The 15,740-nt window shown below is 38.5% G+C and carries 14 protein-coding genes and 1 tRNA gene; 4 read left to right on the top strand and 11 right to left on the bottom strand.

What is annotated here, in order from left to right; all coding sequences use genetic code 11:
* Window positions 1–50: 50 nt before the first annotated feature.
* Window positions 51–800 (bottom strand): YebC/PmpR family DNA-binding transcriptional regulator, encoded by a 750-nt coding sequence (locus G5T77_RS02555; protein WP_004784089.1) that lies wholly within the window; start codon window positions 798–800, stop codon window positions 51–53.
* A gap of 228 nt (window positions 801–1,028) precedes the next feature.
* Window positions 1,029–1,583, bottom strand: coding sequence for a 1-acyl-sn-glycerol-3-phosphate acyltransferase (locus tag G5T77_RS02550; protein WP_166136149.1), 555 nt, complete (start codon window positions 1,581–1,583; stop codon window positions 1,029–1,031).
* Window positions 1,584–2,378: 795 nt separating this feature from the next.
* On the opposite strand from G5T77_RS02550, the gene G5T77_RS02545 reads away from it, so the two are divergent.
* The 4 genes from G5T77_RS02545 to G5T77_RS02530 all read left to right on the top strand — a co-directional run bounded on the left by G5T77_RS02545 (window position 2,379) and on the right by G5T77_RS02530 (window position 4,558).
* Window positions 2,379–2,455, top strand: a tRNA-Ile gene (locus G5T77_RS02545).
* 206 nt (window positions 2,456–2,661) lie between these two features.
* Window positions 2,662–3,852, top strand: coding sequence for a tyrosine-type recombinase/integrase (locus tag G5T77_RS02540; RefSeq protein WP_166136151.1), 1,191 nt, complete (start codon window positions 2,662–2,664; stop codon window positions 3,850–3,852).
* A gap of 168 nt (window positions 3,853–4,020) precedes the next feature.
* Window positions 4,021–4,281 carry a hypothetical protein gene (locus G5T77_RS02535; RefSeq protein ID WP_166136154.1) on the top strand — a complete coding sequence of 87 codons (261 nt, stop codon included), beginning with the start codon at window positions 4,021–4,023 and terminating at the stop codon, window positions 4,279–4,281.
* A gap of 43 nt (window positions 4,282–4,324) precedes the next feature.
* A complete protein-coding gene (locus G5T77_RS02530; protein WP_166136157.1) occupies window positions 4,325–4,558 on the top strand; it encodes an AlpA family phage regulatory protein in 234 nt (77 codons plus the stop codon).
* Between the two features lie 366 nt (window positions 4,559–4,924).
* Here G5T77_RS02530 and G5T77_RS02525 read toward each other — a convergent pair whose 3' ends face one another.
* From G5T77_RS02525 to G5T77_RS02485, 9 genes are all read right to left on the bottom strand, one after another.
* Window positions 4,925–7,990, bottom strand: a complete 3,066-nt coding sequence (locus tag G5T77_RS02525) for a tyrosine-type recombinase/integrase (protein WP_166136160.1) — start codon at window positions 7,988–7,990, stop codon at window positions 4,925–4,927.
* 775 nt (window positions 7,991–8,765) lie between these two features.
* Entirely contained in the window at window positions 8,766–8,972 is a 207-nt protein-coding gene (locus G5T77_RS02520) for an AbrB/MazE/SpoVT family DNA-binding domain-containing protein (RefSeq protein ID WP_166136163.1), read from the bottom strand.
* A 343-nt stretch (window positions 8,973–9,315) separates the two neighbouring features.
* Window positions 9,316–10,020 (bottom strand): arsenical resistance protein ArsH, encoded by a 705-nt coding sequence (gene arsH, locus G5T77_RS02515; protein WP_166136166.1) that lies wholly within the window; start codon window positions 10,018–10,020, stop codon window positions 9,316–9,318.
* A gap of 5 nt (window positions 10,021–10,025) precedes the next feature.
* Complete coding sequence (arsB, locus tag G5T77_RS02510; RefSeq protein WP_166136169.1) at window positions 10,026–11,066, bottom strand: ACR3 family arsenite efflux transporter; 1,041 nt, start codon at window positions 11,064–11,066, stop codon at window positions 10,026–10,028.
* A 3-nt stretch (window positions 11,067–11,069) separates the two neighbouring features.
* On the bottom strand, window positions 11,070–11,543 hold the full coding sequence (locus G5T77_RS02505) for an arsenate reductase ArsC (RefSeq protein WP_166136172.1): 474 nt from the start codon (window positions 11,541–11,543) through the stop codon (window positions 11,070–11,072).
* 5 nt (window positions 11,544–11,548) lie between these two features.
* Window positions 11,549–11,872 (bottom strand): metalloregulator ArsR/SmtB family transcription factor, encoded by a 324-nt coding sequence (locus G5T77_RS02500; protein WP_166136176.1) that lies wholly within the window; start codon window positions 11,870–11,872, stop codon window positions 11,549–11,551.
* A 342-nt stretch (window positions 11,873–12,214) separates the two neighbouring features.
* Window positions 12,215–14,407 (bottom strand): PhoX family phosphatase, encoded by a 2,193-nt coding sequence (locus tag G5T77_RS02495; protein WP_166136179.1) that lies wholly within the window; start codon window positions 14,405–14,407, stop codon window positions 12,215–12,217.
* 204 nt (window positions 14,408–14,611) lie between these two features.
* Window positions 14,612–15,370: a twin-arginine translocase subunit TatC gene (gene tatC / locus G5T77_RS02490; protein ID WP_166136182.1), complete on the bottom strand. Its 759-nt coding sequence runs from the start codon at window positions 15,368–15,370 to the stop codon at window positions 14,612–14,614.
* The coding region (locus G5T77_RS02485) for a twin-arginine translocase subunit TatB (protein WP_166236185.1) at window positions 15,367–15,740 on the bottom strand (374 nt) is incomplete at its 5' end. The genes G5T77_RS02485 and tatC, both read right to left, overlap by 4 nt.

The following is a 15,740-nucleotide window of genomic DNA, read 5'->3' as shown; positions in this document are numbered from 1 at the left end:
TAGCGCATATAAAAAACGCACCCGAAGGTGCGTTTTAATCTCATAGAAGATTAGGCATCGAGTTGCGCTAAAACTTCATCAGAGAATTCAACGTTGGTATAAACGTTTTGAACATCGTCTAGGTCTTCAAGCATATCGATCATTTTCATGATTTTTTTCGCTTGGTCGATATCTGTGATTTCAGCTTTGGTAGACGGGCTCATCACCACTTCAGCGTTATCAGATTTTAAACCTGCAGCAGCTAAAGCATCTTGTACTGTACCGAAGCTTTCAGGCGTAGTGATCACCAGGATTTCATCTTCATCCACTTCGATGTCTTCAGCACCCGCTTCAAGCGCCACTTCCATGATTTGATCTTCTAAAGACACATCTTCAAAAGTAATTTCGCCACGTTTAGTGAATAGGAAGGATACTGAACCGTTGGTACCGAGGTTACCATCAGTTTTAGTAAAGCAGTGACGTACATCAGGAACCGTACGGTTCAGGTTATCTGTCATGGTTTCAACAATAACCGCAACGCCGCCTACGCCATAACCTTCATAGGTTACTTCTTTCAGATCATCGTTATCTTCACCACCGGCACCACGCTGAATTGCACGGTTGATCACATCACGTGTCATGTTTACAGATAATGCTTTTTCTACAACAGCACGTAGACGAGGATTACTACCCGCATCAGCGCCACCGAGTTTAGCAGCAGTTGTTAATTCACGAATGTACTTGGTAAACAACTTACCACGACTGGCATCTTGTTTTGCTTTACGATGCTTAATATTGGCCCACTTGGAATGACCCGCCATGCGAAATATGCTCCTTGTAGATTGGCTGTATGCCTATCGAATTGCGCCGATTCTACCATAAGCTCTTTTTTTGAAAAAAGAGTCTGGATTTGAGATTTAATGATAATGCCAAAAAAATAGGCAATAAAATAGAAAGGCAAAGCAATAAATGTAAATAAAAACTTAAGAAAATACCTAAATAAGAAAAGGGCAGAAGAAACATTATTCTCAACCCCTTTTATGGAAAGTTTATTCCGGGATAATGATATCCAGACCAACATTCTCTTTATAGAGCTGCTTGATTAAAGCCAGATCATGCGCGAGATCAGTCGGGTAGATTTTGCCAAAAATCCCGCCTTGCTTGGTCTTGGAATTGGCGTACATAAGCACAATTGGCACATTGGCAGCTTTGGCAATATGCCAGAAACCGGTACGGATCGGTTTACGCGCTTCACCATTTTTGGCACGGGTGGCTTCAGGTGCGATCACCAGATTGAATTTTTCATTATTCTGAAAATGTTCAACCATTACGCTGACAATATCTTTATTGGCTTTACGGTCGACCGCGATACCACCCATGGCTTCCAGAATTGGTTTCATTGGGCCTTTGAACAGTTCTTTCTTGATCAGGGTATGAATTTTGATGTCATACATTTTAAAGAGTGCCAAAGATAGAACTGCATCCATCATGGATGTATGTTCAAATCCGACAATGACCTGTTTATCTTCGAGTACATCGGGTTCGACATGATATTGCCAACCGGCAAGTTTAAATGCAGATTCGCCAATAAATTTGTTTAGCATAAGTAGAAAGAAATAAGAGCTAACGGTATGAACTGCATAATTTCTTCCTGTTCTTATTCACAGTCAATAGGCTTTAATTAAAATTCATTAATAATATAAAAAATCCAAAATCAAAAAAGTATATTAAATAGTTTTTTAAGACCTGAAAGATATAAATAAATACTTAATAATCCTTGAGATATATCATCTTATATAAAATAAGTCTTAAAATGATGAAAAAATGACTATCCAGCACAAATTTTAGTTATTAGACTTTTGTCGAAGAAAAGAAGAAATTGTGTCTTTTCTATTTTCTGGTCATTTTCTCTCTGAGATTGAAACCTATGACGTATATTACAGCTTTCATGTTCTCAATGCTTCTGTTAGCACTGGTTATTGTATGGTCTTTAATCGAAATCTATATGGATTTACGTAAAGACGAGAAATTGGAATCGGAATTTTAGTCTTTATAGATTTTTAAAGAATATTCTAGGATTATATTTCTATACTTAATAGTTGGTATTTTTATTGATTATGGTTATATTGAGACGTAAAAGCGATTAATTTATTGGTTTGATATTCGAATAATTAGCGTGCTCTCTTTATTTTAGATAGAAAATATAGATGTCATATTAGGCTTTTGCTAGCTTAACTTAGACTGAAGTCTTAAATCCTAAGCAGGGCAGTTATTAAGGATAAAAAATGATTGCTGGCTAAGTGTGCAAGCAGAAAGAAAAGTACTTGTTTTTTGATCTAATCTTGGCTAGTATTCAATGCGCCTGAACTAGTTGAAATATAACAAATTCAGTCTATATAGGGCCTATAGCTCAGTTGGTTAGAGCAGCGGACTCATAATCCGTTGGTCGACAGTTCAAGTCTGTCTGGGCCCACCAAATTTCATTCTCATACTATTCTTATGTGAAATATAAAACCCTAATTCTAAAAGAATTAGGGTTTTTTTATTGCCTAAAAAATACACATATGTACGCATATGTTCACATACGTTCGCGTATAAAAATGGACCCTGTGTATCCTATTGTGTGTATCCCGAGTTCACCCTATAACGAGGATACAAAGTTTCAACTGAGAGTTTTAGACCATGACTAGAAAACGATTTTTAAGTGATCTGAAATGCGATGCATTGAAAGCAAAAGAGAAGGAATATCGGGTTGGTGATGTTCCGGGTCTTTATCTGAGGATTCAAACTTCAGGTAAAAAATCCTGGCAAATGCGTAAAAAGAATAGTCAGGGAAAATGGGCATGGATCGGTTTAGGGACTTATCCAGAAGTTTCTCTTAAAGAGGCTCGTGAAAAAGTGAGAGATATAGAAAAGGGTATAGTGGTACCGCTTACCCGTAAAGAAAAAGCGTTGAAATTGCAAGAAGAGAATAAAGAGCTGTTTGAACAGTTGATGTGGGAATGGTTGGATACCAAAAAAAATTCGTGGACAGCACAAACATTTAAAAAGGAGGTTCAATCTATCGAGAGGCATCTCTTACCTGTATTTGGCAAAAGAAAATTTGCAGAGATCAAGACTCAAGAATGGCAAAAATTTTTTCAGGGTAAACAAAGAAAAGAGAAGATTTTTAACCGAGTCGAGAAACTACTTTCCTATGTTCGGAATGCCTATGATTACGCCATTCATCATGAGCGGATGCAACGCAACCCTGTAGCAACCCTGAAAAAATACCTGGATAAGAATATAGGAAATAATATGAAGCACATTGATATTCGTGAATTGCCTGAAATGCTTCAAAAGATCAGAAATTATCGAACCCGACAAATCGCTATTGGTTTGGAATTATTAATTCTCATGTTTCCAAGACCAGGTGAATTAAGAATCGCGACATGGGATCAGTTTGATTTCGATCTCAAAATTTGGAAAAGGCCAGGTTCCATGATGAAAATGAGAAAAGATCACGATATTCCCTTATCTCCACAAGTTATTAAGTTGCTGGAGGAGTTAAAGGCAATTCCTGGGCGAGAAAGTAAATATTTATTTCCTTCCAGAGACAGTGCAATGAAGCCGATCAGTAATCTGACTTTTAATGCTGCTTTGAACAGAATGGGCTACAAAGACAAGCAAAATCCACATGGCTTTCGCCATATTGCAGCCACCCAATTGAACGATATTTTAAGTGATAAACAGCAGGTGATAGAAGCCTGCCTAGCACACCTTAAGGCGGGGATGCCTGGTACTTATAATAAAGGTCAGCATTTTCGGGAGCGTATTAAAGTCATGGAATGGTGGGGTAACTATATAGACTCTATTGTTACAAAATGCATCTAATTTTACAAAGAAAATATAAAAAAACTCCTACAGGGTGTTGCAAATATTTTCTAGTGAGGTAGTGTTTAGTTATTAATCACCACCTCATTAAAATGTATGAGTAACCCCAAAGATAATGTCAAGAATTTTTTAATTCGGAAGTATTTCTTATTATGTACACAGGAAAAAGTGTCTGATTTAATCACACAAGAGTGTATACATAAAAATAGTTTTGATGCCATTGAAAAATTCTTGCCTTGGAGAATTAAATTATTGGATCTTTGTAAAATAATGGGTATTACTAGAGCACAATTAAAAAAAATTGCTGATAGTGATCCAACTTTTCCTCATCCACAAAAGGATTTTACCCAGCGTCGTGCAGGAGTGTATTACGATACAAAGCAAATAGAAACATGGTTGCAAAACAATTGGGAAATTAATGCAGATTAATTTCAATTATTTAAATAAAAACCTCCAGAGGAGAACAGAAACTATGCCAAGTGGTCATCACGATCATAATAATGGTAAAGTATTTGAAAGCCTTCTTTTAAAGCTTCATCAGGTGTGCGAGCTTTTAAATATTTCTAGAACAAGCTTATATAAGCTTATGAAAATAGATCCTACATTTCCTCGACCCAAAAAAATTGTAAGTTCTCTGCAAGGTGGGAATTTGTTTATAGCTGAGGAGCTTTGGGCCTGGTATAGAAATAAATTCCTGGGAGAGTAGGTTTATTAAGCCCCTGTAACTAGGGGCTTTTTTTAATAAATAGAATATGAATCAGGAAGTCGTTCTCGATATAGAACTCTTATTTCATCAAAGCTAATGTCAGGATTCTGGTCTATCAGTTCTTCAATCCATAAATAGATGGCCCGATAATTACTACAGTTATTATCTTCATTAAAGAACAGTCCTAGCGTATATCCATCGAGAATTTGAAACTCATGAATTAGTTTACGCAATATATTATTGATCTTTTCTCTATTAAGCATCAGCGTATCTCTTATTATCATTGATGATTCTTTTTAATATAAATTTTAGGGCTTGTCTAATTCCAAGATGTAACTGAAGTTTATAGATTATTTGGTATTTATTCTAAATAAAAACCTTTTGATTAAATACACATAAGAGAATAAGACTGTACTTAAGAAAACTGAGTGATTTATTGGTAATTTTTGATTTTAAGTATACACGGAAAGAATTTTGAAAGTTTCCAGGTATTAGGTTGGTCTGATTAATTTTTTGAATACATTTAATTGATGATAAATCTATATTTTTTATCCTTTTTGGTATTTCAATGGTCCAGTAGCGAGTGGGAAAAAGTGGGTGGATTGCCTCGAAAAAGATATTAATTTGATCTAGTTCTTTAATGTGGAATATTAATCCTGATTCAGAGGTATTCACCTTTTGAATAAATATTTTTAATCCTTGAATGAGATTTTTATTATCTTTGGAATAATCACCCAGCTGTTTAAAAAAATATGGAATCAGTTTCTTTTCTTCAAAAGTTTCTACGCAGGGCAATATGCGTCTATCTTTGTCAGGATTGATGATGAACCTTGACCTGCCTTTCTGATTTTTCAGCATCTGTAATTTGTTGATATTGTCTTTACATGCCTGAATGAAAGCCCGTGGGAGGTTCAATTTTTTGGCGATGTAATCAATATCATCAAATCGTTCACAGTGTCTAATGATCTGGATTGCCATATGAGCGGAGATACCTGATGTAGCCGTGCCCGGATAATATTTTTCGTTACCGCACTCATTTTTTCGGGTAACGGATGGTTTGGCTCTTTTAGAACTTTTTCTATGTGTAGCGCTATTTATCAGGTGTTCAGCAGTCAAATTTAGCCTAAGCATCGGACTTAAACTACTTGGATGAATGTCTTTCGAAGTGGGTTTGATTGAGAGGCCAGGATAAATGGTTTTAAGAGTTGAATAGGGAATAGATGGATCATATTGACTGAGCTTGTATCCTGCCATGATAAAGCATAAGTGCAGATAGCTTTTAAAGGTTTCTGTTGGCGTGATATGCCCGAGTAAATGGGCAAGAATATACCAGAGATCCTGTGCTGTTTTACCACGTATCAGGTCACTGCGTATCCGCGCATAATCTTGCTGAGTATAATCACTAAAGACCTTGACCAGTTCATAGGGCATATTGAGGATCAGTGCTAGATGATTGGCCGCAGAATGTCTGAGAGTATGAAATGAATACTGACACCCCGGTAAGACCGTACTGATCAGATTCGAGAAAATCTGAGAGACAAAATGTGCGGATAAGCGTTCACTGCTATTCCACAAGGTAAATACATAGTCATCTTTACTGAAGCTGATGCGTCTGGATAAACAGTAGTCCTTAAATGTTTCATGTTCATTGGGACATAACAGTGTACTGACCGGGATATTACGTTCAGCGCTGTCCGTTTTTAATGTATGTTCCTGCTGGCTGGTGCGGTAAGGCCTAATCCAGATGGATGTACATGCGGGGCCTTCCAGATCTTTAATTCTCAGGCCTAAAATTTCATTAATCCGCATCCCGGTACGAAAAGCGAGGATAAAGATAATTTTGAGCATCTCGGCATCATGCTGATTAAAGCTGTCACACTTTACGTAAGCAGGGATAAGATCAAGTACAGCGCAAAATACTTTGGCTGAGATAATTTGTGTCTTGGGATGAGAGGATGCCTGAAGATCGCGGTACAAAGGAAAATCTTCTGATTTAAACAGAATTTTTTGGAAATGATGAAATCGTCGTAGCAGATCGAGTTTTTGATGCGAGGACTTGGTGTTTTCTCCCATAACCCTGCTGTAGATGTCCTCAAGGTGGGTATTGAAATCAGGATCTTCCATATAGGGAAGCGCATGTAACAACCAGGCTTCTGCAAACTTGGCATAGTAGCTATAGATCGAGGATCGCCTTAATTTCTGCTGGTAACCTAAATATTTGAGCCAAGCTTCTGTGTCGAGATTGAAGAGCTGGCTTAAGTGCTGTACTTGCGCTGTACTGGGTTGAAACATACTGATCAGCCATAGGCAGATTCGGATTGAGGCTTCAGACAGGACAGCGTGTTCTTGGGTCACATAGTCGATGAGTTCAGTCAAACCGTCTTGATTGTGTCGAATGGTCTTGAGCAAATACCTATGCAGTTTTTTGATACTGACCAGTGATTGTTTATTCATCACAGCGGTTGAGCATTTTACTGAAGGCCTATTCGTGATGTGACCCTCATTTAACTCTGCTGAAAACAGAGGTGGATCCAGATAGTTTTTGAATGATGTCAGGCTTAAGCCGCAGGTTTCATTTTTGTCTTCCAGGCAGCGGCTTAAAGCGGTATCCAGTGTGACATGATCCAGTTGCACCCAATGAGAACTTGCCGAGGCCAGAAGTTTAGTAATCTCAGAATATTGACCGGTAAACTCCATTTTCCTGAAGATGATACTGAGATAGTCAAAGGCATTCATGCGTACAGGTGGGGAGTGTTCAAGGTATCGGACCAGCCAGAGTTGAGTGATGCGGTCTAAAACCAGTGTGCGTGATTTTCTCAGTGGTGCTTCAGGATGGTAGATGTCCCCATAACCCGGGGATAAGGGTTCAAGAAAGACCAGATGCAGATCTATAGCCTTAAAGTGCTGGATCATCAGTCCTTGCTGTAACTGTTCAAGAAATGCATCCAGAGTATTGCGAGTAGAGATCCCGGCAAAGAGAATGCCCGAGATCAGAATGTTGCCAATGATTTCTGCATCAGAGAATTGCGATGCCGTGTTCCAGTAACGCCACAGCCTTTGATGGACCATATGAACGTACTTGGAGCGCTCAAGCCACTCCCGGTTGAATTCCATGGGCTCACGTTCAATGCTCAGAAATTGCCGGGAGGGTAGATCAAGTTCGATTTCATAGCGATGGTTGAATAGCATGATCTGCCTGCGGTAGCAGTGATACAGCATTTTTTTATAACGAACCGAGGAGGCTTCTCGTTCAATGGCCTCTTCGAGCTTTTCTAATAGTCCCAAGTGCTGATGATGCTGATAGGCCTCGAAGAACTCATCCAAAGGCAGATGCGTCTGGATAAAGTTTTGGGCCTGCTGCATCTCCTTTTGTATGACTTGTTTCCGTTCTGTATGACGGCGCTCACTGGCGAACTTAGAGATCTTTGGCATCAGTCATTCATCCCGTCAATTGGAAAGCGACCTGTGCCTCGAACTATGCCGATCACAGCAACTATTTTTGCTTGAGATAACGCCAAGGGAAGAAGCCCAGAGAGTATTCTTTTATTCATAGAGGTTTCTTATTATTTTTATGTCCTGTCTCTATGATAAAACTGAAATTTAACTTATGAACGCATGATCAAAAACTTGGGAATAAAGGGGCAGGTTTTTGTTGAAAAGATGGTATGTCTAAAGATATAAAAAAGAGTTTTATAAACTGCTATTTTAAATAATATATTGAAAATTAAGGGTTTTTGTTTCTAAAAATCTTCTTGATTTTAAGCCTAATTGTATTTTTATTAATGAGCGATAAGGTAGTATGAGAAACCAAATAAATTTTTGTATTTCATTTAATGTTTATAATGTTAGTTAATTATAGAAATTCTTAATGGGAGAAAATTAAATGAACTCAGAAGAAGAGAAAAAACGTGAAGTATTGGGTAAACAAATAGTCTGTGATCTATTAGAGATTGCTCGGCTTACTCAGCAGCCTATTAAGAAATGCGTTTGAATACCAACGGTGTATTTGAAGAAGTAAAAAATCCTAAGAAATGAATGGAGAGAAGTATTCGATTAATTGAATAATAAGAAATGGAATGCTGTTAAAGGGCATTAAGAAGAAAGAAGAAGTATATCGAGAGCGGAAATAGGAGCCTATAGCCCCATCTTTATTCTTTGATGTTGTTTGTTAGCGAGAGGCGAATGACTTAAAGTTCACACGTAATGGCTAACTCTGATCAGTACGTTCCAGTTTGAATCCTGGTTCAAATTCATTGATTGCTTCTAACATAATATCCCAAGGATTATCGATAGGGAGTAATAAGACACCAGGGCCAAACCTTTTAATTGCAACTTCATTACCTTTAAAACGAAATGCTTTGGGTAATCTGATAAGCTGACTTCGACCAATTTGAAAAACTTTAGCAACTTCCATTTTGTTCTCCAGATAGCATGTGATTTTAGCTTATATCGTAGCATTAAAAGCCCTTGCATATATCTATCTAATAAAGCCTATTTTGGAAAATGATTAGCCGCAAAATCAATAACTATTTGGACACCTATTCTTGTTTCATCTGGACATTTTTTTCTGCTTTAGGTTTAAATGAGACTACATAAATTCGTGAAACATTGCTCACTTAATGACTGTGGAACATGAAAAATCCATGAAGAAGCCCAATCGGTATTGTTTGGGCTTCTTTATGTGTATTAAGTTTTTGATTTTTATACAATATAATGAATAATTTCTTATAACGTGTATTATGTTAATTTTAGGAAATTTAAAGACTCTGTTGATTTACACGCTTAGATAATTCTTCAGCACTTTCTACCCGTTCAGAGTAGCGGTCAGTGAGGTATGAGGACTGTCCTCTCGTTAAGAGCGTAAACTTGTATAACTCTTCCATCACATCCACGATCCTAGTGTAGTAAGAAGAGAGCTTCATACGACCATCCTCTTCAAACTCTAGGAATGCTTTAGGTACTGATGATTGATTCGGAATCGTGATCATCCGCATCCAGCGCCCTAAAATACGTAATTGATTGACCACATTAAATGATTGAGAACCTCCACACACTTGCATTACAGCTAAGGTTTTACCTTGAGTTGCACGTATTGCACCTGCGGCAAGTGGAATCCAGTCGATTTGAGCTTTCAAGATGGAACTCATTGAGCCGTGACGTTCAGGAGAGCACCACACCATACCTTCTGACCATGTTAAGAGTTCATGTAGTTCTTTAACCTTTGGATGTTCCATATCGCCATCTTCAGGGAGAGGTAGACCTTTAGGATGGAAAATTTTAACTTCGGCACCGAAATACTCTAGGATTCGGCCAGCTTCTTGAACAGCTAAACGGCTATATGATCTATCACGGTTTGAACCATACAGGAGCAGTATTTTTGGTGGATGATCTAGCTCTTTGGCTTGAACTTTTTCTAAAGTAGGCTTTTCTAAAAGACTTAAATCAATATTCGGTAAATTCATCAGATTTATACCTCTTTAAAAACTTTTGTTCTCAGCCATAAAGACACTGATACCAGCATAATGAGCACCGGTACTTCAACTAATGGACCTATCACCGTAGTAAATGCAACAGGCGAAGCCAGTCCAAAAGTGGCAATAGCGACAGCAAGCGCCAATTCAAAATTGTTGCCTGCAGCAGTAAAGGAAATAGCGGTAGTTTTAGGGTAGTCATTGCCCATCCATTTGCTCATAAAGAAGCTAATGAAGAACATTACAATGAAGTAGAAGGTTAAAGGGATTGCGATTCTCAGCACGTCTAGAGGTAAATGAACGACTTCACCACCTTTTAGACTAAACATGGCTACAATCGTAAATAAGAGCGCAATCAGGCTAAGTGGACTGATCTTGGGAATAAACTTGGTTTGATACCATAGCAACCCTTTTTGCTTCACTAAAATCATTCGGGTTAAGAAACCAAGTAGAAATGGTATGCCGAGATAAACGAGGACAGCATGAGTAATTGTCCAAAAGCTCACATCAATGACCTGTGCTTCCACACCAAAATAAGGCGGTAAGAAGGTCAGGAAAAGCCAAGCATAGGTACTAAAAAACAAAATTTGGAAAATACTGTTAAAAGCCACCAATGCCGCTACGTACTGATTATCGCCACAAGCTAATCCATTCCATACCAACACCATAGCGATGCATCGAGCTAATCCAATCAAGATTAAGCCTGTCATATATTCAGGATAGGAATGTAAGAAAACTATTGCCAGGATAAACATCAGACATGGAGCTATCAGCCAGTTCTGAATAAGGGATAAAGTCAGAGTGCATTTATCCTCGAACACTTTTGGCAAAGTTGCATAATCGACTTTAGCGAGTGGTGGATACATCATCAGAATGAGCCCTATTGCGATAGGAATATTCACTGAATCCACGCTTAATTTATCCAGTGCAACAGAGGCTTGAGGAAAGAACACGCCAATGCCTACCCCTAATGCCATGGCAATAAAAATCCATAGGGTCAGGTTTCGGTCTAGAAAAGAAAGTCTTGAGTTAGACATGGCTTACTCGATATTAGAAATCTTGCTGATTTCATTGATTAGTTCAGAACGAGAAAGGCTATTTACATCAAGTGCAAATAAAGCGTCTAAGCGTCTATTAATGTGATCAACAGTCCTTAAGAATGCTTGAAGTTTTTCTTCTTCAGGAAGGTCTAAATGTGATGGGTCGGCTAATCCCCAATGAGCTTTAATTGCATCATTCAAATATAGGGGACATGACTCTTGAGCAGCCGAATCACATACTGTAATCACAACATCAGGTTGGTATCGTTCACAGTCATCCATTGTTTTGCTGGATAAGCCTTCTGTAGATAGTCCTAAGTTTTCCAAAGTCTTAATTGTTAAGGGATGAACTTTGCCTGTCGGCTTACTGCCAGCACTATAAGCTTTCCATCCTTCAGGAGCGCGGCTGTTAAATAACACTTCTGAAAGGACGCTACGGCAACTATTGCCTGTACATAAGAAAAGGAATTTCATAGTTATTAATCACAATGAATAGAGATAGAGGTATCGGTAGAGGTGCTATTAATCATGTCTTCGTTTTGATTCGAGATGATATTTAGTACAGCTTTAGCCCATTCAGGAAGATTTGGGTTCAGACGGTAATAGACCCATTGTCCTTGTCGCTGATCTAGCAAAATCGAAAGGTTTCTAAGTAATGCTAGGTGTCTGGAAATCTTAGGCTGACTAAGCTGCAAACGTTCAGTGAGTTCACAAACGCAAATATTCTGCTTAGCTATAACAAGCTTTAAGATATCCAAGCGAGTTGGATCAGAAAGGCATTTAAAGAAATCAGTTTGATCCATTAAGTTGACTCAATTTATACTCTTATTTAAATATACGTATATCCATATATTGAGTCAATTTATATCTATTTAACATAGTGACGATTATATGAACTCTAAAGCGTCCAAGTAAGATAGGAATCTCTGTTCACTTTTCTGTGAGATTTAGTGTCCATTAAAATAAGAATACGCAATTAGCAACTGAATAAAAAACTCTCTAGGTAAATTAATGTCTTAAACAGGAAATTGATATCGAGCCCAGCATCCATTACACCAAAATATGAAATATTAAGAACTTTATAGACATCTGTTTTAGTAATAAAGATGCTGGCATTAAGCCAGCATTTTAAATTTTTGAGTTCTTTAACCCGCTATTGACCCGCCATCCTTACGAGTGATTACTACAGTTGCAGAGCGTGGCCGGGAAGTAGCAGATGAGTTAGTCTGTGATGCAGGCCAATGACTAGTGGGCTTATCATAACTTCGAGAATCTTCTCCAGGATGCTGTACGTTGATGAAAATCGCTTTATAGTCTGGTGTCATGGTTACCCCCGTAATCTCGCAGCCTTTCGGACCTGTCAGGAAACGACGTAAAGTTTGATCTGAGACTTGAGCACCGACTATAGTTTCCTGACCAGAAGATGTGGTTGTTCGAGTACCATCTCCAACCTTACCAGGTAAAGCAGCCAACATCATACAATTGGTCGTATCTGTATAAGCACCATCATCAGTCTGAATCCAGAGTACACCACGAGGGTCAAACCACATTCCATCTGGTGAAGACAAGTCATTATTATCATTTAAACCCGACAGGTTGATGTTCTGTGCCATTTTAGCTTCAGCACCAAATAGGTAAATATCCCATTTGAATGTGATGGCTGTAGTCGTATCCTTATCTTCATGTAAACGGATAATATGACCATTTACATTACCTTTGCCACCTTCAGGATCGCTATAGTTACGTGGATTGGCTGCATCTAAGGCATGTGTAGTGCCGCGGTTAGAGTTATTAGTGAGCGTAACATAGACTTCTCCATTTTCAGGATTGACTGCAACCCATTCTGGACGATCCATTTTAGTAGCGCCTACGCTATCTGCTGCTAGACGGGCAAAGGTCACGACATCCGCCTGGGAACTAAAAGGGTAGATATTGTTCAGCTCATTCAACCCATTAATACCATAACTCAGCTCAATCCATCGACCATTTCCGTCTGCATTGAATTTGGCAACATAAAGTTTGCCATGATCCATATATTTATCTCCGGCTGCATAACCGCCATTGCGGTCTTTTTCACTCCATTTGTAGTCAGAGACAAACTTATAGATGTATTCTCCACGTGAGTCATCGCCCATATAGAAAGCCAGGTTATCATCTTCACGAGCACGACTAGCACGACAGTCTTCATGGGCAAAACGCCCTAAGGCTGTACGCTTAACTGGATTTTGTCGGCTATCAAATGGATCAATTTCTACAATCCAGCCAAAAGTATTTGGGCCATTACGATAATCCTTGCTGGCATCACCGGCAGTAATATCTGCGCTCCATCGATCATAAAGATCCTGAGGTTCAATTGTACCTATTGCAGATTCCCAGCCATAACGTGAGCTTGAACCTGCTTTTAAACCATAACGCTCCAAAGCGATCTTTTCTTGCGCTAAGCGATGAACATCATCAGTTTTGCTACGGACAAAGTAACCAATAAAGTTTTCTTCAGTGGTGAGATAAGTACCCCAGGGGGTATAGCCGTTGCCGCAGTTGTTATGCGTACCGCGTGTTAATTTTCCACCTGGTGAAAAGCGTGTAGATAGAAGAGTAGATCCACTCGCAGGACCTGAAAAGCTCATGACAGTTGAGGCAGTAATTCGACGGTTATAAATTGAATTTTTGACAATTTCTATTTTTTGATTGGAATTGTCTTTTTTGATATGAACAATTGAAACACCATGTGCATTTGTCTCACGAATGACTTCATCTTCAGGGCGGTGACCATCAACTTTGGTTGGACCTTGAGGATGTAAAAAAGTCGGATTGATATATTCATGGTTCATAACGAGTAGACCGTGCTCAGACACAGTCGGGTCATAGCGGCCAGTAGTGATATTTAAGCCAAAAAAACTCATTCCATCATGGCAGTCGCCAGAGCGAAACTGAAAGCTTGGACCATTCGGGATATTGTTATCATCCCAGTCTGAATATGCAGGATTAATAGAATCTCCAAGTGCATACAGGACATTGGCTTCATAACCGTCTGGTACAGTGACGATATCATTCAAGTTTTTAGCAACTGGTGTAAAGTTCAATTGCTCTGGTTTTGCATTTGGGTCAGTAGCAGGCGGGTTTGGTGAAGTCTCGGTTGGTGGCAGAGTAGAGCCATTATCGTTATCCCCACATCCAGTCAGAGAAGATGCAAGGGCCAATGCTGCAGCCCCACTTGCAGTTTTGGCAATCAAGTCACGACGAGAGATAGATTGTTCTAAAATATCCCGAAAATGATGATTATCTGACGTATTATTATCCAATTCCTGATTTTCATCATAAGGTAAGTAGTCTGTCATTGTTTTATTCCCATAACTAAGGTCTGGTTGTTTTAAAGTCAGGAATAAATTAGCGGTTAAATATGACAGTCGGGTGAAGCTAATATTGCGGATTTATTAAATATAATATTGATTTATAAATCAAAAATAAAAGCAGCTTAAGCTGCTCATAGAGAATTTTCTTCTTTTATGTTGTTTTTATTATTATTCAGTTATGTCCAGGCATCATTTTTCTATCCATTTTCCTGCTGCTAAACCTAATTCAAATAACAGCCACATTGGAACAGCTAACATAATCATTGATAGGGCATCGGGTGGTGTCACAAACATGGCAATAAAAAAACAGCCCACCACAATAAATCGTCTTTTTTCCACCAAGGTCTGTGTGCTGACAACACCAATTATAATAAGTAGGAGCGTGATAATAGGGATTTCAAAAGTAAATCCGAAAACTAAAAATAGTTTTAAACAAAAAGCCAGATAACTATTGATATCGGTCATCGGCGCAACAGTCTCAGGTGATACGCTGATAAAAAAATGAAGGATAGAAGGTAAAGCGATTAAATAGGCAAAAGCAATACCTGCATAAAACAGTACAATACTGCTGATTAATAGTGGTAAAGCTAACTTTTTTTCTTTTACGTACAATGCTGGTCTAACGAAGGCCCAAAGTTGATACAAAATAAAAGGCATGGCAATAAGTAAAGCAATAAAGAAGTTCAACTTAAATGGAGCCATGAAAGTCGCAGTCACATCTGTTGCAATCATGGTGGAGCTTTCAGGTAACTGAGCGCGTAAAGGCTCTGATAAAAGCTGATAAGTTTGTGTTGCAAAAGGCAGTAAACATAAGAATAGTCCTAATAATACGCCCACAATTTTGAAAAGGTGCTTTCGAAGAATCACTAGATGCCTGGTAATTGGCATTTCTTCTAACGGGATTTGCCGGGTATCGTTGTTTGTTTGAGTCGAAGGCAAAATACTCATACGGCCACCTTTATATCAGTATAAGTTTTTTCTTGTTTTGTTAATTTATTCAGCTGGATTGGCGGTAAATGAACAGGTGAAACTGATTCATTAATTAATTGGTAAGTCAGGTCATGGTTCAAAAGATGTTGTTCCGGATTTCTAATGAGGGGCTGATGGATTACATTTATATTATCCATTTGTGCCTGCATTTTGATTTCTAATTCTTGAATACGTTTCAGCTCGCTTTGCATTTGCTCCCGTAGTTCCGATAGTCGCAATTCACGGTCAAGATCATTTTGTATATTACCGGCGATCCTTTTGATTTTGGCTGACCATTTACCTATAAAACGTACCGCCTCAGGGAGTTTATCTGGTCCAAGAATGAGCA

It is taken from the genome of Acinetobacter sp. GFQ9D191M, assembly GCF_011174875.1.
GTDB lineage: Bacteria > Pseudomonadota > Gammaproteobacteria > Pseudomonadales > Moraxellaceae > Acinetobacter.
This window is presented reverse-complemented; position numbering and strand designations above follow the sequence as displayed.